16 protein-coding genes are annotated in these 19,436 nt (G+C 59.1%); 8 read left to right on the plus strand and 8 right to left on the minus strand.

Annotated features, from left to right (window positions below; translation table 11 throughout):
* Positions 1 to 61: 61 nt before the first annotated feature.
* The 4 genes from UB23_RS03985 to UB23_RS04000 are packed head-to-tail and all read left to right on the plus strand — an operon-like array spanning position 62 to position 6,109.
* On the plus strand, positions 62 to 1,936 hold the full coding sequence (locus UB23_RS03985) for a putative bifunctional diguanylate cyclase/phosphodiesterase (RefSeq protein WP_045058027.1): 1,875 nt from the start codon (positions 62 to 64) through the stop codon (positions 1,934 to 1,936).
* 44 nt (positions 1,937 to 1,980) lie between these two features.
* Positions 1,981 to 2,940 carry a cytochrome-c peroxidase gene (locus UB23_RS03990; protein ID WP_045058028.1) on the plus strand — a complete coding sequence of 320 codons (960 nt, stop codon included), beginning with the start codon at positions 1,981 to 1,983 and terminating at the stop codon, positions 2,938 to 2,940.
* On the plus strand, positions 2,937 to 4,748 hold the full coding sequence (locus UB23_RS03995) for a DAHL domain-containing protein (RefSeq protein WP_045058029.1): 1,812 nt from the start codon (positions 2,937 to 2,939) through the stop codon (positions 4,746 to 4,748). Before UB23_RS03990 ends, UB23_RS03995 begins: the two co-directional genes overlap by 4 nt.
* Positions 4,745 to 6,109 carry an ATP-binding protein gene (locus UB23_RS04000; RefSeq protein ID WP_045058030.1) on the plus strand — a complete coding sequence of 455 codons (1,365 nt, stop codon included), beginning with the start codon at positions 4,745 to 4,747 and terminating at the stop codon, positions 6,107 to 6,109. Before UB23_RS03995 ends, UB23_RS04000 begins: the two co-directional genes overlap by 4 nt.
* Positions 6,110 to 6,136: 27 nt before the next feature.
* On the opposite strand, the gene UB23_RS04005 is transcribed toward UB23_RS04000, so the two are convergent.
* From UB23_RS04005 to UB23_RS04020, 4 genes are all read right to left on the minus strand, one after another.
* The gene (locus tag UB23_RS04005; protein ID WP_045058031.1) at positions 6,137 to 7,645 is read right to left on the minus strand and encodes a glucosyltransferase domain-containing protein; all 1,509 of its coding nucleotides are present in this window, start codon (positions 7,643 to 7,645) and stop codon (positions 6,137 to 6,139) included.
* A gap of 1 nt (position 7,646) precedes the next feature.
* Positions 7,647 to 8,588, minus strand: coding sequence for a glycosyltransferase family 2 protein (locus UB23_RS04010; RefSeq protein ID WP_045058032.1), 942 nt, complete (start codon positions 8,586 to 8,588; stop codon positions 7,647 to 7,649).
* Complete coding sequence (locus UB23_RS04015; protein WP_045058033.1) at positions 8,585 to 8,959, minus strand: GtrA family protein; 375 nt, start codon at positions 8,957 to 8,959, stop codon at positions 8,585 to 8,587. Before UB23_RS04015 ends, UB23_RS04010 begins: the two co-directional genes overlap by 4 nt.
* Before the next feature lie 167 nt (positions 8,960 to 9,126).
* Complete coding sequence (locus tag UB23_RS04020; protein WP_045058034.1) at positions 9,127 to 10,548, minus strand: amino acid permease; 1,422 nt, start codon at positions 10,546 to 10,548, stop codon at positions 9,127 to 9,129.
* Between the two features lie 635 nt (positions 10,549 to 11,183).
* Between UB23_RS04020 and UB23_RS04025 the strand changes: the two genes are divergently transcribed.
* The gene (locus UB23_RS04025) at positions 11,184 to 14,303 is read left to right on the plus strand and encodes a transglycosylase domain-containing protein (RefSeq protein ID WP_045058035.1); all 3,120 of its coding nucleotides are present in this window, start codon (positions 11,184 to 11,186) and stop codon (positions 14,301 to 14,303) included.
* A gap of 65 nt (positions 14,304 to 14,368) precedes the next feature.
* On the opposite strand, the gene UB23_RS04030 is transcribed toward UB23_RS04025, so the two are convergent.
* On the minus strand, positions 14,369 to 14,692 hold the full coding sequence (locus tag UB23_RS04030) for a hypothetical protein (RefSeq protein WP_045058036.1): 324 nt from the start codon (positions 14,690 to 14,692) through the stop codon (positions 14,369 to 14,371).
* A 306-nt stretch (positions 14,693 to 14,998) separates the two neighbouring features.
* On the opposite strand from UB23_RS04030, the gene UB23_RS04035 reads away from it, so the two are divergent.
* From UB23_RS04035 to UB23_RS29120, 3 genes are all read left to right on the plus strand, one after another.
* Positions 14,999 to 15,574 (plus strand): PadR family transcriptional regulator, encoded by a 576-nt coding sequence (locus UB23_RS04035; RefSeq protein ID WP_045058037.1) that lies wholly within the window; start codon positions 14,999 to 15,001, stop codon positions 15,572 to 15,574.
* On the plus strand, positions 15,571 to 16,356 hold the full coding sequence (locus UB23_RS04040) for a siderophore-interacting protein (RefSeq protein ID WP_045058038.1): 786 nt from the start codon (positions 15,571 to 15,573) through the stop codon (positions 16,354 to 16,356). Before UB23_RS04035 ends, UB23_RS04040 begins: the two co-directional genes overlap by 4 nt.
* 67 nt (positions 16,357 to 16,423) lie before the next feature.
* On the plus strand, positions 16,424 to 16,624 hold the full coding sequence (locus UB23_RS29120; RefSeq protein WP_152644237.1) for a hypothetical protein: 201 nt from the start codon (positions 16,424 to 16,426) through the stop codon (positions 16,622 to 16,624).
* A 71-nt stretch (positions 16,625 to 16,695) separates the two neighbouring features.
* Here UB23_RS29120 and UB23_RS29125 read toward each other — a convergent pair whose 3' ends face one another.
* The 3 genes from UB23_RS29125 to UB23_RS04055 form a co-directional block, all read right to left on the minus strand.
* On the minus strand, positions 16,696 to 17,910 hold the full coding sequence (locus UB23_RS29125; protein ID WP_152644238.1) for a hypothetical protein: 1,215 nt from the start codon (positions 17,908 to 17,910) through the stop codon (positions 16,696 to 16,698).
* A 278-nt stretch (positions 17,911 to 18,188) separates the two neighbouring features.
* Positions 18,189 to 18,827 carry a Pr6Pr family membrane protein gene (locus UB23_RS04050; RefSeq protein ID WP_045058040.1) on the minus strand — a complete coding sequence of 213 codons (639 nt, stop codon included), beginning with the start codon at positions 18,825 to 18,827 and terminating at the stop codon, positions 18,189 to 18,191.
* Positions 18,824 to 19,054 carry a VF530 family DNA-binding protein gene (locus UB23_RS04055; RefSeq protein ID WP_045058041.1) on the minus strand — a complete coding sequence of 77 codons (231 nt, stop codon included), beginning with the start codon at positions 19,052 to 19,054 and terminating at the stop codon, positions 18,824 to 18,826. The genes UB23_RS04050 and UB23_RS04055 overlap by 4 nt, the downstream gene beginning before the upstream one ends.
* Between the last annotated feature and the right edge of the window lie 382 nt (positions 19,055 to 19,436).

Here is a 19,436-nt window from a genome sequence, read left to right on the forward strand (position 1 = left end):
GAAAGGATACCCCTCCTATGAGCACACTCCACGAAACCGTTGCCGGCTTCGGCTCACGTCAATGACGACCCTGCTGGCGCGGACCAACCGGCGCATTCTGATCATCGACGATGCACCGTCGATTCATGCGGATTTCCGCAAGATCCTCGCTCCCGCCATCGACGACGAACTGGCCCTGGCCGACGCCGAGGAAGCCCTGTTCGGCACGCAGCCGGTGGAGCGCCTGACATTCCAGCTCGACTCCGCCTATCAGGGGCAGGAAGCCCTGGCGCGAGTCCAGCAGGCCCTGGTGGAGGGGCGACCTTATGCGATGGCCTTCATCGACATGCGCATGCCACCGGGCTGGGATGGCCTGGAAACCATCGAGCAACTGTGGAAGGCCGACCCGCAGCTGCAGATCGCCCTGTGTACGGCTTACTCCGACTACAGCTGGGAAGACATCGCCGAGCGGCTGGAATTCGGCGATCAATTGCTGGTGCTGAAAAAGCCTTTCGACAGCCTGGAAATCCGCCAGATGGCCAGCGCCATGACCTGGAAATGGCAGATGGCCCAGGACGCGGCATTAAAAGTCTTGAGCCTGGAACAGACCATCGAGGCACGGGTGCACGAACTGCTCAAGGTCTCGCACCTGCTGCAATACGATGTGCTCACCGAACTGCCCAACAGCACGTTACTCGGGGACCGCTTGAACCAGTCACTGGCCCTGTCCCGGCGCCATGACAAACAACTGGCGGTGATGTTTTTCGGGCTCGATCGCTTCAAGCGCATCAACAACGCGCTCGGCCATCCCGCCGGCGACCAGATGCTCAAATTGGTCGGGCGCAACATGGTGGCGGCGGTGCGTGCGTCCGACTCGGTGTTCCGCTATGGCTCGGACGAGTTCGTGGTGATCCTCGCCGACATTCGCCATCCCCAGCAGACCACCGGCATCGCCGAGAAACTCCTGAACGCGATCCGGGCGCCCCAGCACATTGCCGGCCACGAATTGAGGGTCACCGCCAGCCTGGGTATCAGCCTCTATCCGGACGACGGTTTTGATGCGATTTCGCTGATCAAGAAAGCGGAAACCGCAATGCGCAACGTCAAGGAGACCGGCCCGGACAGCTACCGCTTTTTCATCGAAGAAATGAACCAGCGCGCCTTGTACCAGCAAAGCATGGAGACCGGCATCCGCCTGGCGCTGGCTCGCAACGAATTTGTCCTGCACTACCAACCCAAGCTGGACCTTCGCAGTGGCCAGGTGGTCGGCGCCGAGGCCTTGATCCGCTGGCACAAGCCCGGCCACGGCCTGGTCTATCCATCGGCATTCATCGCAGTGGCCGAAGACAGCGGCCTGATCGTGCCGCTGAGCAAATGGGTCCTGGCCGAAGCCTGTCGACAGAGCTGCGCGTGGCGGGCAGCCGGGCTGCCACCGATCTGCATGGCAGTGAATATGTCAGCCATTGATTTCCGTCAGCGGGATTTTGTCGATGGCATCGAGCAGATCCTCGCGCAAACCGGCATGGAGCCGGCCCTTCTGGAGCTGGAGATCACCGAAAGCGTGTTGATGCAAAACATCGAGTCCACCGTTACCTCCCTGCAACGGATCAAGGCACTGGGGGTGCGCCTGGCCATCGACGACTTCGGCACCGGTTACTCCAGCCTGAGTTACTTGCGGCGCTTTCCCATCGACGTCCTGAAAATCGACCAGTCATTCATTCGCGGCTTGGGCAGCGACAGCAACGACGCAGCGCTGGTCAGCGCCATCATCAGCCTGGGGCGCAGCCTCAAGCTGACCATCATTGCCGAAGGGGTGGAAACCGCTGAGCAACTGGACTTCCTCAAGGCCCAGCACTGTGAGGAAGTCCAGGGCTACTACTTCAGCAAAGCGGTGGAGCCCGAGGTATTCGTTCGCTATGTGGAGTCGCTGAGGCCCTCCTTGTCGAACCTCCCGTGAATCCGATCCAACGACACTCATGCCCAGCGCCAAGGAAACACCAGATGAGGTTGCGCTTTCACCACCTGCTGCTGATACCCGTGCTCGGGGTGTGCCTGAGCGCCGAAGCCGCGCCGCTGGACGAACCGCTCAAACCCCTGCCGGCGGTGCCTCAACAGGACGCTCAGCGGGTAGCACTGGGGCGCCAGTTGTTCAACGAAACGCGTTTGTCGGTCAATGGTTCACTGTCCTGTGCCAGCTGCCACCATCTGACCAGGGGCGGCGCCGACAACAAGGCCTTTTCGATTGGCTTTACCGGTCTTCCGGTGGCGGTCAATACCCCCAGCGTACTCAACGCCAGCCTGAATTTCCGGCAGTTTTGGAACGGTCGCGCAGACTCCCTGGAAGCCCAGATCGACGAAGTCGTACAGAGCCCCAGCGAGATGGGCAGCAACTGGCAACACGTGGTGCAGACCCTGTCCGCCGATGCGGCCTACCGCACTTCATTTGCCAACGCCTACCCCGACGGGGTGACCAGGGACAACGTGCAGAACGCCCTCGCCAGTTACGAGCGCACGCTGATCAGCGCCAACTCGCGGTTCGACCAGTACCTGCTGGGCGATACCCAGATACTCAGTCGCGAGGAAAAGTACGGCTATCAGCGTTTCAAGGAATACGGCTGCATCGCTTGCCACCAGGGGGTGAACATCGGCGGGAACATGTACCAGAAGTTCGGCGTCCTGGGCGATTACTTCCAGGTGCGGGGCAACCCGGTGGAGGCCGACCTGGGGCGATACCTGGTAACCGGGGACGAAGAGGACCGCAACGTGTTCAAGGTGCCCAGCCTGCGCAACGTCGCAATCACCGCGCCGTATTTTCACGACGGCTCGGCCGCGACGCTCGAAGAGGCGGTGGACGTGATGTTCAAGTTCCAGCTCGGCCGTATTCCTTCGGCCGAAGATAAAAACCTGATCATCAAGTTTCTCAAGACCCTGACCGGCGAATGGGAGGGTAAAGCCTTATGACACTGTCCTACCGACGCAACATGACGCTGTTGGGCATCGTCGCCCTGATGCTGGCCTCGACGCTGCTGTTCCTGTACCTCAAATCCAGCGCGGACCAGACCACGACCTACGCCGAATCCAGGGACTTGATCGGCCGCATCAAACAGCTGAATGCGCAGTGGGAAACCGAAATCCTCAAGGCCAGGATCGCCATCAGCCACAATTATGACCCATTGGTTTCGCCACTCACCGAGATGACCCGGCTCTGGCAACGATTCGATTCGATGGAGTCAAGCCACGACCGCAATGCCTCGGCCGCCTGGCGCACCAGTCATGATGCCTTCCTTGCCGCCCTCAAGGAAAAAACCCGCCTGGTCGAACAATTCAAGTCGCACAACGCCGTGTTGCGTAATTCACTGGCGTTTCTGCCCACCGCCGAGGACGACATCCAGGCGCAACTGGCCGAACTGGTGGACGGCGACAAACTGCAGTTGCAGAACATCGCCACTGACACCTATGACTTGCTGCTCAGCAGCCTGGAATTCGCCCAGGTCACCTCTGATGGCAAGGCTGCCGACATTCTGCTCGGCTTGAACAAACTGAAGGTCAACAAAGAACGCCTGCCCGAGCAGTTTCACAGCCCGATCGGCATCCTCAGCAGCCATATCTCATTGATCCTGCGCGAACAACCACTGGTCAACCGGCTGCTGGAAAACATCGAGGCCATCCCCGTGGCCGAACGCCTGGACGACATTACCGACCTGCTCAACACTGACCAGCACAGGACCGAAGCCGTCGACCAGCGCTACCACTTTTCCATGCTGATATTTTCAGTGTTGCTGGTGCTGTGCCTGGTGTACCTGACCATTCACCTGATGCGCAGTTTCAGGGTGATCCAGCGAGTCAACCAAGCCCTGGAAGCCGCCAATGACGACCTCGAATTGCGGGTAGAAAAACGCACCCGTGAACTGCGCGATACCCAGAGTGAACTGCTCGACACTGCACGCCAGGCCGGGATGGCCGAGATAGCGACCAACGTGCTGCACAACGTCGGCAACGTACTCAACAGCGTCAACATTTCCGCCGACCTGGTGACTCGTAAACTGCGCGCCAGCAAGGCCCAGGGCCTGGCCAAGGCGATGCAGCTGATTAACGATCATCCAGGGGATCTGGGCACCTTCCTGACCCAGGACCCGAAAGGCAAACTGCTTCCCGGTTACCTCAATCAACTGGTGGAAGCGATAGCCCTGGAGCAGCAGGGCATGAGCGAGGAACTGGCGCAGTTGAGCAAGAGCGTCGATCACATCAAGGACATCGTCGCCACCCAGCAATCCTATGCGGGCGCCAACAGCCTCATGGAGCCGTTGTACATCAGCGAATTGCTCGAAGACGCCCTGCGCATGAACGCGGGCGCCCTGACCCGACATCAGGTGACGGTGGTCAAGGATTACAGCGCATTGCCGCAAGTCATGGGTGACAAGCACCGGCTGCTGCTGATTCTGATCAACCTGATCAGCAACGCCAAATACGCGATGTCGGGCCTGAGTAATCGTGCGCGGCAAATGACCCTGGCGGTGAAAATCATCGATGACACAACCCTGCAAGTCAGCGTCAAGGACGACGGCGAAGGCATTGCCGAGGAAAACATCACGCGGATCTTTGCCCACGGTTTTACCACCCGCAAGGAAGGTCACGGCTTCGGTCTGCATAGCTGCGCCCTCGCCGCCATCGAGATGAACGGCCACCTCACCGCCCACAGCGACGGCCCGGGCAAAGGCGCCCTGTTCACCTTGCGGATCCCGCTGCACCTCGTACAGGAGCCAGCATGAGCGAGGGTTTCAACCGACGCATCCTGCTGATCGACGACACTCCGTCCATTCATGCGGATTTTCGCAAGATCCTCATGCCTCCCCCGGTGCAGACGCAGGAGATGGATGCGATGGAAGCGACCCTGTTCGGCAGCGAGACCGCACCGACCCGCGTGACGGTTGAGCTGGATTCGGCCTACGGAGGGCAGGAAGGCCTGAATAAACTGAAGTGGGCACTGGACCAACAGCGACCCTATGCCCTGGCCTTCGTCGACATGCGCATGCCCGAAGGCTGGGACGGCGCCCAGACCATCGAACAACTGTGGCAGGCAGACCCGCGCTTGCAAGTGGTGGTGTGTACCGCCTACTCCGATTATTCCTGGGATGAACTGCTCGACCGCCTGCACGCCCATGACCGGGTACTGATTCTGAAAAAGCCGTTCGACAATGTGGAAGTGCAGCAAATGGCCAATACCCTGCTGGCCAAATGGGACATGACAGAACGGGCCAGCTTGCAGATGAATCATCTTGAGCATCTGGTGCAGCGGGAAGTCGACGAGCGCAAACAGCTTGAATCACAACTGGTGCAATCGGAAAAACTGGCGTCGCTGGGGCAGCTCGCCGCCGGCGTTGCCCATGAGATCAACAATCCCATCGGCTTCATCTCATCCAACCTCGGCACGCTCGATGGCTACTTCCAGCAACTGCAGGAAATGCTCGATGCCTATGGACAGGCAGAGACCTTGATCCAGGCCGGTGAGTGGGCCGAACGCCTGCAGCAGCTGCGCGAACGGATTGAACTGGACTTCCTGCGCGAGGACATTCCGCTGCTGATCAAGGAGTCCAAGGACGGCATCAACCGGGTCGGCCGGATAGTCAGGGACCTCAAGGATTTTTCCCGGGTGGACGCCAATCAGGAATGGCAGTGGATCAACCTGCAGCAGGGCATCGAGTCGACCCTGAACATCGTCGCCAACGAACTCAAGTACAAGGCCGATGTGCTCAGGGAGTATCAGGTGCTACCCGACATCGAGTGCCTGCCCTCACAAATCAATCAGGTGTTCATGAACCTGATCGTCAATGCCTCCCAGGCGATTGGCCCGGAACGCGGCACCCTGACCCTGCGCACCGGGCATGCTGCGCAGTCGGTATGGATCGAAGTGCAAGACACCGGCTCCGGCATCGCACCGCAGAACCTGCAGAAAATCTTCGACCCGTTTTTCACCACCAAACCCGTGGGCCAGGGCACAGGCCTGGGATTGTCCTTGTCCTACGGCATTATCAAGAAGCATCGCGGAGAAATCACGGTTCGCAGTGAAGTCGGCGTGGGCACCACATTCCGGGTCGAGTTACCCATTCGCCAGAGCAGCCAGGTCGACTGACGCCCCGCGAGGCTGGCATCAGCGGGTTCACCAGCGCAAAGTCTTGATCGGCGGTGGTTCCTTGACGACGATAAACCCGTAGTCGCCAATCAGGTATATCCGGTAGTACGGCCTGTCCACCAGCGCTGGATAGGCCAGGTATCCCACGCGCGTGGCATTGCGCCGTTCCTTCTCGGCGACCACATTGGTGATGCCGACGCCGGGAAGGTTCTCGGCCAGTATGTAGAAGTCGATGTTGAGCAGGTAATGCAGCACCGGCATCTGCCTGAACGAACCGGCCGCGCCGGTCAGCCAGTGGTCGGAATAGGTCACCGACAGGTAGATACGCTTGGCTTCGCGCAGCTCGCGATGGGCGCTGATGTCTTGCGCAAGACTGCCCAGGGCCTGGGTGGCGAAGGCTTTCTGCACGGTCAGCACCCGGCCGTAGGCGTAGGACAGCGACAGCATCGCCAGCAGCGGTAAGGCCAGCAGCAGCGGCAGGCGCGGGTGAAGCCGCGCCAATGCCAGGTGGCCGAGGTAGAACAGCAGCACCAGCAGCACGGCGAAGCCCATCAAGGTTCTGGCGCCTTCGTTGAAGTCGCGAAATAACAGCGCCATGCCCGACACAAGCAAGGTCACCAGCGGTAGGGTCAGCAGGCATACCAGGCCGATGGACAGGCGTTTGGCTGCGCTGTCCGGACGCCTGGAAATCTCGCGCCCCAGCCCTGCGGCGCCCGCTATTGCACACAACAGCAGCCCGGCCAACACCCAGGTAAAGCCGCCATGGAACAGCAACTGCACCTTTTCCAGTACGCGGCCGATATTGATCAGCACCTGCAGCCAGGGATCGGCGTCCAGGTTCAATAACAAGGTGCGATTTGCCTCGGTAAACGGGTAGGCGGTCACGCCGTAGATCAACGCGCCAAGGGCCGCCTGGGCGATTCTCCAGCCGATCAGATCTCGCCACTTGCGCCATTCCAGCTGGTCATGGGCGCCCTTCAGGACCTCCAGGCAGCACAAGCCCAGGAACACATTAAAACTAATCTGATACAAGCCCAAACCCAGCGCCACCAGACCGGCCGGCACCAGCCACTGCAGGATGCGCGAGGGGTGGTGAAAACTGATCGCGTAGACGACCGCCACCACGCTCAATGCCATCGCAGGGCCATCGTATTGATAAGACAGGTTCTGCAGAAAAAACGGGTTGTACCACAGGGGCAACACCACCAGGCAGTTGGAGACCCTGGGCTCGCGCCAGTAGTGAAACGTCAGGCGGGTCAAGGCCGAAGCCATGGCCAGCGTGGCGATCAACAGCGGCAACGGAAAAATGTTCGGCGCGCCAGGGCTCAAAGTCAGGGCGTTGTACATCAGCTCGGCGAACAACCGTCCCTGCCCTGCCCATTCCATGCCGCCCGACAACGCGCGCCAGTTGTCATCGATATAGCGGTAGTCGGCAAGGATCAGCGGCAACACATACACCAGCGTCGCCAGCACAAACAACCACCAGGCCTGGCGCCGCCCCAGCTCACGGGTGAGAGCGTCACGCAGTCGGCCCATGTTAAAGATCGCGCCCCTGCCTGGCGCCTACGATGTCCCTTATCACATAACGCGGTCGATGCTTGGCCTCGATGTAGATGCGGCCGACGTACTCGCCGAGAATGCCGATGCCGATCAGTTGAACACCGCCGAGAAACAGAATGGCGGTCATCAGCGAGGGGTACCCAGGGACGCTGTTACCAAAGAAGATCTTGTCCAGCACCATGTACACCGCATACAGCACGGCAAAGACTGAAATGGCACCACCGATGTAGGTCCACAGGCGCAACGGCACCGTGCTGAACGAGGTCACGCCCTCCAACGCCAGGTTCCACAGTTTCCAGCCGTTGAATTTGCTGTTGCCGGCCACACGCGAGGCGCGCTCGTACTCCACCACCACGGTGTTGAAACCGGCCCAGGACAGCACGCCTTTCATGAACAGCTGATGTTCCGGCAGCGCGCGAATCACGTCGACGACCTTGCGGTCCATCAGCCGGAAATCGCCGACATTTTCTTCGATGCGGGTGTAGGAAATGCGATTGAGCAGGTGGTAGAAAAGTGATGCACTGTGGCGCTTCATGTAGCTGTCGGCGCTGCGATCACGGCGCTTGGCAAGCACCACGTCCGCCCCCTTCAACCACTGTTCGATCAACAACGGGATTACGCTGATCGGGTCCTGCAGGTCGACGTCCATGGGAATCACCGCATCGCCGGTGGCATGTTCAAGGCCGGCGAACAGCGCGGGTTCCTTGCCAAAATTACGCGAAAAATTGATCAGCACGACCTGCTCGTCGACCTGCGCGAGCGCGGCCGCCTGTTCGGCTGTACGGTCCGTGCTGCCGTCGTTGATGAAAACAATTTCGACTTCGGTCTGGTCCAGTTTCAGCTCGTTGCGCACGGCCTGGTAAAACAGATTGATGGCCTGCTCTTCATTGAACACCGGCACGATGAGCGAGATTTTCATACCTGATGCTCGCGGAAGACAACGTATTTGGAGAAGAGGAAACCCAGCACCAGGCTCAATGCGGAAAACAGCCCGACCGTGAGCAGGCCATGCAGTCGCCAGACGTCGGCAACATGGCCCACCCCCAGACTCAAGGCACCCATGGTCACCAGGAATAGAGCATAGTTGGCGACCGACGTTTTGCCGTCGAAGGTGAATTGCGCGTTCATGTAGAAAGAGAAAGAGGCGGCCACGCAGAACGCCATGAGGTTACTGCTGGCCTGGCTGAAGTCAGCCGCCACGCTGAGCAGGAAAAAAATCTGCCAATGGATCAGCGTATTTGCAATCCCGATCACCGTGTAGCTGGACATTCCTTTCCACAAGCGTCTCATGGCGCCCCCTCCGTTGCTGACTACCGTCATCCTCGGCACATAAGGGTTTGAGCTTGGCGACTGTCAGAAATCACAGGCGGGGGTATTTTTCAGACCGGCGGTGAGGTCCTTTTCAAAAAAAAACCCCGATCGACAGACCGGGGCTTGGGCATTTCACCTACGTAGACTCAGGGAGCTGAACGCACCGCACCCTGGGATACATTGGTCGGCTGCAATTTGAACACGTAGAACAACACCGTCAGCAGCACCAGGAAGGCCGGGCCGACATACAGCGCCACGCGGGTGTCCGGGAAGTAGGCCATGAGGCACACCACCAGCACCAGGAACGCCAGCGCCAGGTACGAGCTGACCGGGAACAGCCACATCTTGTATTTCAGGCCGGCACGTTCGCTGGCGCTCAGGCCTTTGCGGAATTTGAGCTGGGCCAACAGGATCATCACCCACGTCCAGATCGCGCCAAAGGTGGCAATTGCCGTCACCCAGACGAAGACTTTCTCAGGCACCAGGTAGTTGAGCAGCACGCCCAGCAGCAAGGCGCCGATCGACAGCAGCAGTGCGCGACGCGGTACGCCGTTGCTCGAGGTCGTGGCAAAACCGGCCGGGGCCTGGCCATTCTGCGCCAGGCTGTAAAGCATGCGCCCGGTGCTGAAAATGCCGCCGTTGCAGGACGACAGCGCAGCGGTAATCACCACGAAGTTAATGATACCGGCTGCAGTCTTGATGCCCAGACGCTCGAAGGTCATCACGAACGGGCTGCCCTGGGTGCCGATTTCGTTCCACGGGTAGATCGACAGGATCACGAAGAGCGCGCCGACGTAGAACAGCAGAATGCGCCAGAACACCGAGCCGATCGCGTTCGGGATTGTCTTCTGCGGGTTTTTCGCTTCGCCGGCGGTCAGGCCGATCATCTCGACGCCGAGGTAGGCGAACATCACCATCTGCAGGGACATCAACACGCCCTGTACGCCGTTGGGCATGAAACCGCCGTGGGCCCAGAGATTGGAAATCCCCAGCGCCACGCCGTCGTTGCCGAAGCCGAACGCGATCACGCCAACACCGCCGATCACCATGGCAATGATGGTGACGATCTTGATCAGGGCGAACCAGAATTCGAATTCGCCGAAGGCTTTCACAGCGATCAGGTTAATCGAGCCCATGCTGATCAACGCCGCCAGGGCCCAGATCCAGCGCGGTACCTCGGGGAACCACACACCCATGTACACCGCCACGGCGGTGATTTCCGCCACGCAGGTCACCAGCCACAGGAACCAGTAGTTCCAACCGGTGAGGAAGCCCGCCAACGGGCCCAGGTAATCTTGAGCGTAACGGCTGAAAGACCCGGCGACCGGGTTATGCACGGCCATCTCACCGAGCGCGCGCATGATCACCAGGATCGCCAGACCGCCGATGATGTAGGAAAGCATGATGGCCGGGCCGGCCATTTCGATGGCCTTGGCCGAACCAAGGAACAGACCGACGCCGATACAGGCACCGAGCGCCATCAAGCGAATATGCCGTTCGCCGAGTTCGCGTTTAAGCGGGCCGCCCTGAGCGGTCTCGCCGTGGGGCAGGTGATTGCCGACTGGCATGGGGGTACAACCTCGTCTTGTTATTGGATATGACCACCGAGTAACCAAGCGCGGGCGGGTCGCCATTGCTTGCCTGAAACCGGACCTGCTTCGTGGGCAGAACCGTCTTGTAGGACAAAACCTCCAAGATCAGCGGGGCGTGCAGTATAAAAAGCTTACGGCAGGGTTTTTCACTCTATAAACCACGACATTCAGCGAGAACTCTCGGGGAAAGACCGGTTTGCGGAGGGGCATTACCTGGACCTTGTAGGAATTTTCGCAGCTAAAACGGCGCGAAGTATTGCACGCTATTGGTGCGTCGTCATGTCCCTACTTAGGCCGTATTTACCCGCGAACAGCTCTATCTCAAGCCTGTCGGGCAAATCCTGGGCATTACTTGCATTCCAACCTGCATTCCAACTTGCAATACAACTTGTAGGAGCTGTCGAGTGAAACGAGGCTGCGATCTTTTGATCCGTTTTTTTAAACACAAGATCAAAAGATCGCAGCCTCGTTTCACTCGACAGCTCCTACGGGCTCCTGCGGGCTCCTGTAGGCTCCTGCGCACAAGCTTGTTCACAATTTTTTCGCCATCGCCAACCACCGACTAAGCTTCAGACAAGTCCGATCAATCTGCGTGAATGGATCAGTCGACTATGGGCGCTTTGTGGCAAACCGATTCGAGTAAAACCGTGGTCCAGACTGAAGCTGTGGATGAAGCGCCGTCACCTGAAAAACCCCGTGGTTCAAAACATGGGTGGAAGGCTTTTTTCCTGTTGCTGTTGATTATCCTCATCGTCGTCGGCTTGGCGGCCGCCAAGGAAATGCGCACCTCGAAATTCCAGTCCAGGGAGGTCAGCAAGTATGCCGCGACGCTCAATTACGACCTGCAACCCGGTCCAAGCGATGCCATTCGCTATCCCGGCGCGGGTCCTTTTGACCTGCGCCTGGGCTACAGCTCCCTCGGGGAATTTCTACCACGCCTGATCAAGCGTGATTACGTGGTGAAGTCGCAAACCCGTTTCTCCCAGGCGTTGATGGACTACAGCGACAAAGGCTTGTTTGTCCCCTACGCGGAAAAAATCCAGGCCGGGCTGTCAATCACTGACTGCCGGGCGGCCCCCTTGTATCAATACAAATACCCGCAACAGTTGTACGCAAGCTTCGATGCGATTCCGCCAGTGGTGGTCAGCAGCCTGCTGTTTATCGAAAACCGCTTCCTGCTCGACCCGCGTCAGCCCCATGCCAACCCGGCGGTGGACTGGCCACGGTTCGGCATGGCCGCCTGGTCGCAGGTTGCAAAATTGCTGCACATGCCCGGTCAGTCGGCAGGCGGCAGCACACTGGCGACCCAGCTGGAAAAATACCGGCATTCGCCCGATGGCCTGACGGTGTCCGGTGCGGAAAAGATCCGGCAGATGATTTCAGCCACCGTGCGCGCTTATCAGGCCGGGCCCGACACCCTGGTCGCCCGGCAAAACGTTGTGCGTGACTACCTCAACAGCGTGCCCCTGTCCGCCGTGCCCGGGCATGGCGAAGTGCACGGCATGGCCGAGGGTTTGCGCGTCTGGTACGGAGCCGATTTCAACCAGGCCAACCAACGCCTGGCCAGCACTCAGACGGATCCGAAAAGCCTGGCGGAAAAAGGCCTGGCCCTGCGCGAAATGTTATCGCTGATGATCGCCCAGCGCCGCCCTTCGCATTACCTGACCAAAGGCCACGATGAACTGGCCAGCCTCACCGACAGCCACATTCGCTTACTGGCGCAGAATGGCGTGATCGACGCGCCGCTGTCGGCCGCCGCACTGGCCAGCAAAGTCACCTATCGCGACTGGGCCACGCAGCCGACTATCCAGCCGATCGAAACCAATAAAGGCATCAGCGTCGCCCGCAGTCGTCTCGGCGGCCTGCTCAACCGTCCGCTGTACGATCTCGACCGGCTTGACCTGTCGGCCACCAGCACCCTGCAAGGCGACCTGCAAACCCAGGCCACCGAGTACCTCAAGCACTTGGCCGACCCCGTCTTCGCCGCGCAAATCGGCCTGATGGGCGAACGTCTGCTGACCCCCACCAGCACCGCCCAGGTGCGCTACAGCTTCACCCTGTTCGAACTGACCCCGGACGGTTCCCGGGTACGAGTCCAGACCGACAGCACCGACCAGCCCTTCGACATCAACGAAGGCAGCAAGCTGGAGCTGGGCTCAACCGCGAAAATGCGGGTGATGACGACTTATCTGCAAATCATCGCCGAGCTGCATGATAAATATGCCGCCATGACCGTGCCGGAACTGAAGAAAGTCGAGGTCCCGGACCAGGATCGCCTGAGCCGCTGGGCCATCGATTACTTCATCCAGAACAAGGACCGCAACCTGCAAACCATGCTCGGTGCCGCGCTTGATCGAAAATACTCCGCCAGCCCCGGCGAAGCCTTCTTCACCGGCGGCGGATTGCACACCTTCAACAACTTTCGCAAAGAGGACAACGGACGCCTGCCCACCTTGCGCGACGCGCTGCGTGAGTCGATCAACTTGCCTTTCATCCGCCTGATGCGCGACCTGGTGCGCTACACCACCTACTCCGGCCCGAACAACAGTGCCGAATTGCTCAAGGACGACCGCGACCCCAGACGCCAAGAGTACCTGGCCAGTTTTGCCGACCGCGAAGGCACTTCGTTCCTGCTGAAATTCTGGAAAAAGTACAAGAACAAGGACACCCAGGCGCGCCTCGAAACCTTCCTCGACGGCATGCGGCCGACGCCGATTCGCATGGCCGCAGTGCATCGTTACCTGCTGCCGCAAGCCAGCCAGGAAAGCTTCAACAGCTTCGTCCGTTCGCACCTCAAAGGCGCCAAGCTCACGGAAAAACTCACGGACGAACGCCTTGAGCGGCTCTACGAAAACTATCGTCCTGGCGCCTACGACCTGCCCGACCAGGGCTTCATCGCCAAGGTCCACCCCCTGGACCTGTGGTTGATGGGTTACCTGCTGAACAACCCCGACGCGAAGTTCAGCCAGATCGTCAAGGCCAGCCAGTTCGAGCGCCAGGAAGTCTACAGCTGGCTGTTCAAGAGCCGACACAAAGGCGCCCGGGACAGTCGCATCCGCACCATGCTGGAGATCGAGGCTTTCCTCGACATTCACCAGCGCTGGCAGAAAGTCGGCTATCCGTTCGATCACCTGGTGCCCTCACTGGCCACTGCCATCGGCAGCTCGGGCGATCGCCCGGCGGCGCTGGCTGAGCTGATCGGGACCATTCTCAACGACGGTGTGCGCATGCCGACGCTGCGCATCGACAGCCTTCACTTCGCGGCGAACACGCCCTATGAAACCAGCTTGATCAGTAATCCGGATGCCGGCAAACGGGTCATGCCAACCGAGGTTGCCAGGGCCATGCGCGAAGCCCTGTCGCAGGTGGTAGATGCCGGCACGGCCAAACGGGTCTCCGGTAGTTTCATCACGCCCGACGGCAAACCATTGGCCATGGGCGGCAAGACAGGCACCGGGGATAACCGTATCGAAGCCATCGGTTCGGGCGGGCGGATACTCAGTTCGAAGTCGATCAACCGCACGGCCACCTTCGTGTTTTTTATCGGCGATACCCACTTCGGCACCATGACCGCATTCGTACCCGGTCGCACGGCTGAAGCGTTCAAGTTCACTTCTGCCCTGCCGGTGCAGGTGCTCAAGGGGATGGCGCCGATACTCACGCCCTACCTGCAACCCGGTAGCCAGACCCAGTGCCAGCCGCCGGTGGTTTCTCGGCTTTCTTCGAACTAATCGCGACGCCGCCTTGTCCAGCAGTGGTTGCTGTGCATGACCCTGCTAGACGAGCAATTCCAGCGTCAGCCACTGATCGCCGACGCTTTTGAGCCAGGTGCCGATCCGGCCCAGGCAAGCGCCCAGCGCATGCAGGTCTGCCGTGACGGCCCAGGAGTGTCGGCAACCCTTTGCGCAAAGCGCTCAAGAGCCTCCGCCAGTTGTTGCAGTTGGTGCTGACGGGTGTAATTGCCCTGCAGCAACGCCTTGTGTTCATCGGCAGCGCCCTTGAGGTCTCGTAAGACCAGCAAGCCATCGAAGATCAGTTGATCCAGGACATGAGTCAGGGCCTTCCAAGCCAGGTGCGCAAAAACCGTACACTGGCGCCGGCTGAAGGCGGCCCGGCGCACGAGCGTTCAGGAAGGTCTTGAGATAAAGGACAACTTGGGGCTTGCACCTCACGTAGCGCATTGCATGGAAACATCGCTGGCAAAGCTTATCAAAATCAAGAGCGTAAGCATCCTGACAACCTTTTGAACGGCGCATTCATAAACCGCTCCCTGGCTTCAATAAGCGGCCGCCCACGCATGCCCTCGCACTCGCCTGCGCAAAACGCTTTTAGGGTATTGCCTGCCAGGCAACCGTTCGTCGAGCGACATTGCCCATCAATAAGATATATCTTACGCTCTATCTAAACACGACATAGAGCAAGAAAAATGAGAGACCATCATTCCCCCCACCGTGAACACGGCGATGGCCGCGACGGCTTCGAAAAACGCCCAGGCCGCGAGCGGGGCGGCCGTGGCCCACGGGTGTTCGCCCCGGGCGACCTGAAGCTGCTGCTGCTGGCGCTGATCGCCGAGCAGCCCTGCCATGGTTATGACCTGATCCGCCAGATTGAAGGCCTGTTCGACGGTGCCTACAGCCCCAGCCCCGGAGTGATCTACCCGACCCTGACCTTCCTTGAAGAAAGCGAAATGATTCAGGGCGACGCCGACGGCGGGAAAAAAAGTTACCGCATCACCGACGCCGGCCGCTTGTCCCTGAGCGAGCAAGCCGTGGCGCTGGACGGCGTGCGCATGCGCATCGATGTCAGCAAACGGTCGTTACGCGGCCATGACCGCCCCGCTGAAATTCACGAAGCGGTGCATAACCTGCGCCATGCCCTGCAACTGCACCACGGTCGCTGGAGCGCGGCAGAAATCGTCCGTGTCGCCAGCCTGCTCAATAACACCGCCAAAGCCATCGTCGACGGCCCTGCCGTTCAAGCAGCCCAGGAGAAAGCCGAATGACTGCAGTGCAGACCCAAACCATTCACCGTGTCACGCACGAGATTAAACGCCGGCGCCTGGAAGTCTTGCGCGTGGTCGACCTGACACCACGCATGCGGCGCATTACCTTGGGCGGGCCGGAACTGGCGGGCTTCATCAGCCTCGGTACCGATGACCACGTCAAACTGCTGTTCCCACAGAATGCGGCTGAAACAGCGGCGCTGGAAACCCTGGTACTCGGCGCCGGCAAAACCGAGCAACCGCTGCCGGCCATGCGCGACTACACCCCGCGTCGCTACGACCTGGATACGCTGGAGCTGGACATCGACTTCGTGCTGCACGGCGACGGCCCCGCCGCGACCTGGGCCGAACAGGCCGAACCCGGGCAGTTCCTGCACATCGGCGGGCCACGGGGGTCGATGATCGTGCCGGATATCTTCGACAGTTACCTGCTGATCGGCGACGAAACCGCCCTGCCCGCCATCGCCCGGCGCCTGGAAGGCCTGGCGGCCAATCGGCGGGCCCTGGTGATCGTCGAAGTGGAGAACGGCGCCGAGCAGCAAAAGCTTGAAAGCCCGGCCGAGGTCCAGGTGATCTGGGTCTTGCGCGAAGGTGGCAAGGACCACCTGTTGCGCACGGTCAAACAACTGCAGGTACCTGCAGGCAACCTTTACGCCTGGGTGGCGACCGAGGCCAGGACCTCGCGGCAGATTCGCCGGGTGCTGCTGGATGAGCATGGGCTGGACGATCAATTCGTCAAGGCGGCGGGTTACTGGCGGCTGGACGACACGGTTGAACAATGAAGCTGGCGCAGGGCAACGCATAACGCCGCCCTCAAAGCGTCGCTGACCTGCCGAGCCTTACCGGGGATTGCGGCAGGTACTGAAGAAAAAAGATTGTCCTCATGTATGCGGCATTACGGCGGCGAATCCAGCCCAGCAGTGGCTGCCCGGCCTGGATCAGCAGGCCGCCTGCGACCCGCTCCATGCGCGTCGGAATTACGACGATATGCCGGCGTTGATTCAGGCGCTGGAGGAATTCAAAATGCTGAACGTTACATTAGAATCATAGATCTCGACCTTTAAATGCGGGGTTCCTGATCCGCTGGCAAACCAGTCACTCGACGGTGGCTGGTTCTGCGTTCAAACCTGCGAATCCCAGATCACCGTGACAGTGCCCGAATACGTCGTACCGGTCTCCATCGATGGGACCCTACTGGCCGGGATTTCAAAAGACAGTCTCCCCGGAGCTGAAACGTAATTGGAAACTTTGAATTTTTTCGGGATCAATGCCGAGAGCTTATAAACTGGCACCCAGCCTCCCGCCTCATCTATCAGGCCTGCAGGCGCTTGGAAAAAGGTATCCAGCTTTACAAGCTTGCCAGTCGTACTTTTCAAAGCGCAGTCACTAGACAGGGTCATCTCGCAACGTAATTTCACGGTAAACGGTGAAGAAGCGTCGAGATGGAAGCCAGTTTGACCCAGCAAAAATGTTGGCGGTCGCCCAATGCTCTCCCAGTGATCCCAGCCTCTCGGAGGGGAAAGCACCACTTTATTGCCACCAAAGATATTAACCCGCAACACGTGAGTGACTCTCAGCGTGACTTTCACCGAGATATTGCTCTGATACGGCGTCAGAAAATAACCAGGTTCAAACTCGGTCGCCACATTATAATTAATGAGGCCTTCGTAGATCCCTGCATCCATTTCATAAGGGTTGGGTGTATCGACCTCATAAATAAAGTTCATCGAGTCAAGATACAGCCCGGGAAGACTGTACCGTGTCTTTTTCCCGCAGACTGCCCCCTCCGGGCCGTACCAGAAAAAATTGTACAAACCCATCGACTTTCCCGAATCAAGGCCAGGTACAGCGCGGCATGGAGCATTGATGTCCTGAAACCATCCACCGACCCACAAAGACTTATGCCCCTCTGGTGGGTTCTTGCCCGTGATAGACAAGACGGTCGCAGGGCTAAGATCATATCGGGCACCAACACCGCGTATATGAAGTGTTACCGAATATTGCTTTCCGTTGACGCCTTTTACCGAGAAGCGCGAGGCAGACGGTATCCTGAACTGGACCGTATTTTCTCGGAGGTCATAGATGGGGCCACTGTTGAACCGGACATTTACTTTCGAACTTCCTGTGTGCGGTGCGGCGCACTTATCGGGGTGCTCTGCACAGATCCCGGTGATAGACGATTTGTTAGTGAATTTTTTGTCGGGAGCGCCCTTGTCTGGCACAAACTCAAAATCAATATCAACGTTAGCCGCACAGGCTATCCCTGCAGCGCCTGCGAGGACAGCTACCAGTAAACCGCGAAGAAGTATTGAAGTAGAAATACGCGATAGGTCCATTTATCTTGCTTCCCTTTAAACATTAAATACGGCACCGACCTCCATTAACTCAGCGCTTTCATTACGGATGCAATCCAGACAGCAAAGTTTATGAGAAATCGAAAAATCCGACTGCGCATCTGCAATGAAGGAAGAACACTGCTAGATATACACGTCACCCAATCAAGTGATATAGGAATACTCCGAAATCTCACAGCGAATCCGCAGGTACAATGACCGCCGTCATTGACTATTACGTAGCAGCCTACTCAAGAGTTTTCATGCTGCGAAACTTGCTGTTAGCGATGCCGATCCAACCACAATACGATCAACGCGCTCGCCACGAACCCGGCCAATACGCCACTGGCGTTGATCAGGACTTGTGGATAACCCAACGTGTCCACATTGATGAACGGATAGGGGTACACCGCCAACGCGTGTCCGCGAAACAGCACATACACGAAGTAAATTATCGGGTAAATCACCCACAGGCCAATGTGCCGCAGGCGCAACGTGCCCTTGGGTACGCAGAACCACCAATAGGCCAGGTACAGCAACGGCATCACGTCGTGCATCAGCTCGTCGGCCAGGAACTGCCAGCCTTCAGGGTGCCACAGATGTCGCAGCAACAGGCTGTACGCCACCCCGACCACGACGATGCTTACCATCACCCCGCTGCTCACCCATGGCTGCAGGAACCAGCGTCGCGTGGCTGATTCCCGGGAGGTCAGCTCACAGGTCAGGACCGTGGCCACCAAGGTGTTGCTCAGCACGGTGAAATAACTGAAGAAACTCACCAGCCCGCCCATCAGGCTGGCCTCAAGGGTGAAGCGCGAATAGAGAATCAGGTACAGCTGAATGCTCAGCCCCGCCCAGCCGAGCACGGCTGCCACGGCGACGAATCGGCGCCTTGCCACGGCTTGGGCGAGCCTGTTCAAAGCGGTCGCTTGGTGCGCATCAACCTGATGTACAACTGCTCGACTTTTTCCCGCGCCCATGGCGTTTTACGCAGGAAGGTCAGGCTCGACTTGATGCTCGGATCGCTCTTGAAGCAGCGAATGTCGATACGCTCGGCCAGCCCCGACCATTCATAGTGCTCGACCAGGGCGTTGAGGATTTGCTCCAGGGTCACGCCGTGCAGCGGGTTGTTGTTCTGTTCGGTCATGCCGGGCCTTTGCGCGAAGAAAGAATTAAAGAAGCCGCGCACCTTAGCCGAGGGCTTCGATTGGTGAAAGGGCTCAATTAACTGTAGGCCAACCAGAAAAGATCGCAGCCTTCGGCAGCTCCGGTTTTGCGCACTTGCCTGACTCGCGATGCGCCGGGTGATCGCCATCCGGGGCGTATACCGGCGCCTGGGAATATGTGAGACCGCTCCCATAGGGTGTGTTTTTGCCTGTCAATCCCTGCGGCAAGGGGTCGCACACGACTGTTACCAAATCCGAAAGGCTGCATCTCAGCAAAAGCGCTTTCTCTATTTGTAACAGAACATTATCCTTACGCCCTTCCCGGCTGAAACGCTTCTGCTGCCTGCTCCACCCTTGCGCTTT

Source organism: Pseudomonas sp. ES3-33 (assembly GCF_000952175.1).
In the GTDB taxonomy this organism is placed as follows: Bacteria; Pseudomonadota; Gammaproteobacteria; order Pseudomonadales; family Pseudomonadaceae; genus Aquipseudomonas; species Aquipseudomonas gregormendelii.

Coding starts and splice junctions, on each gene's coding strand:
- UB23_RS03985 (WP_045058027.1), top strand. CDS start 62: ATGACGACCCTGCTGGCGCGGACCAACCGGCGCATTCTGATCATCGAC.
- UB23_RS03990 (WP_045058028.1), top strand. CDS start 1,981: ATGAGGTTGCGCTTTCACCACCTGCTGCTGATACCCGTGCTCGGGGTG.
- UB23_RS03995 (WP_045058029.1), top strand. CDS start 2,937: ATGACACTGTCCTACCGACGCAACATGACGCTGTTGGGCATCGTCGCC.
- UB23_RS04000 (WP_045058030.1), top strand. CDS start 4,745: ATGAGCGAGGGTTTCAACCGACGCATCCTGCTGATCGACGACACTCCG.
- UB23_RS04005 (WP_045058031.1), bottom strand. CDS start 7,645: ATGGGCCGACTGCGTGACGCTCTCACCCGTGAGCTGGGGCGGCGCCAG.
- UB23_RS04010 (WP_045058032.1), bottom strand. CDS start 8,588: ATGAAAATCTCGCTCATCGTGCCGGTGTTCAATGAAGAGCAGGCCATC.
- UB23_RS04015 (WP_045058033.1), bottom strand. CDS start 8,959: ATGAGACGCTTGTGGAAAGGAATGTCCAGCTACACGGTGATCGGGATT.
- UB23_RS04020 (WP_045058034.1), bottom strand. CDS start 10,548: ATGCCAGTCGGCAATCACCTGCCCCACGGCGAGACCGCTCAGGGCGGC.
- UB23_RS04025 (WP_045058035.1), top strand. CDS start 11,184: ATGGGCGCTTTGTGGCAAACCGATTCGAGTAAAACCGTGGTCCAGACT.
- UB23_RS04035 (WP_045058037.1), top strand. CDS start 14,999: ATGAGAGACCATCATTCCCCCCACCGTGAACACGGCGATGGCCGCGAC.
- UB23_RS04040 (WP_045058038.1), top strand. CDS start 15,571: ATGACTGCAGTGCAGACCCAAACCATTCACCGTGTCACGCACGAGATT.
- UB23_RS29125 (WP_152644238.1), bottom strand. CDS start 17,910: ATGGACCTATCGCGTATTTCTACTTCAATACTTCTTCGCGGTTTACTG.
- UB23_RS04055 (WP_045058041.1), bottom strand. CDS start 19,054: ATGACCGAACAGAACAACAACCCGCTGCACGGCGTGACCCTGGAGCAA.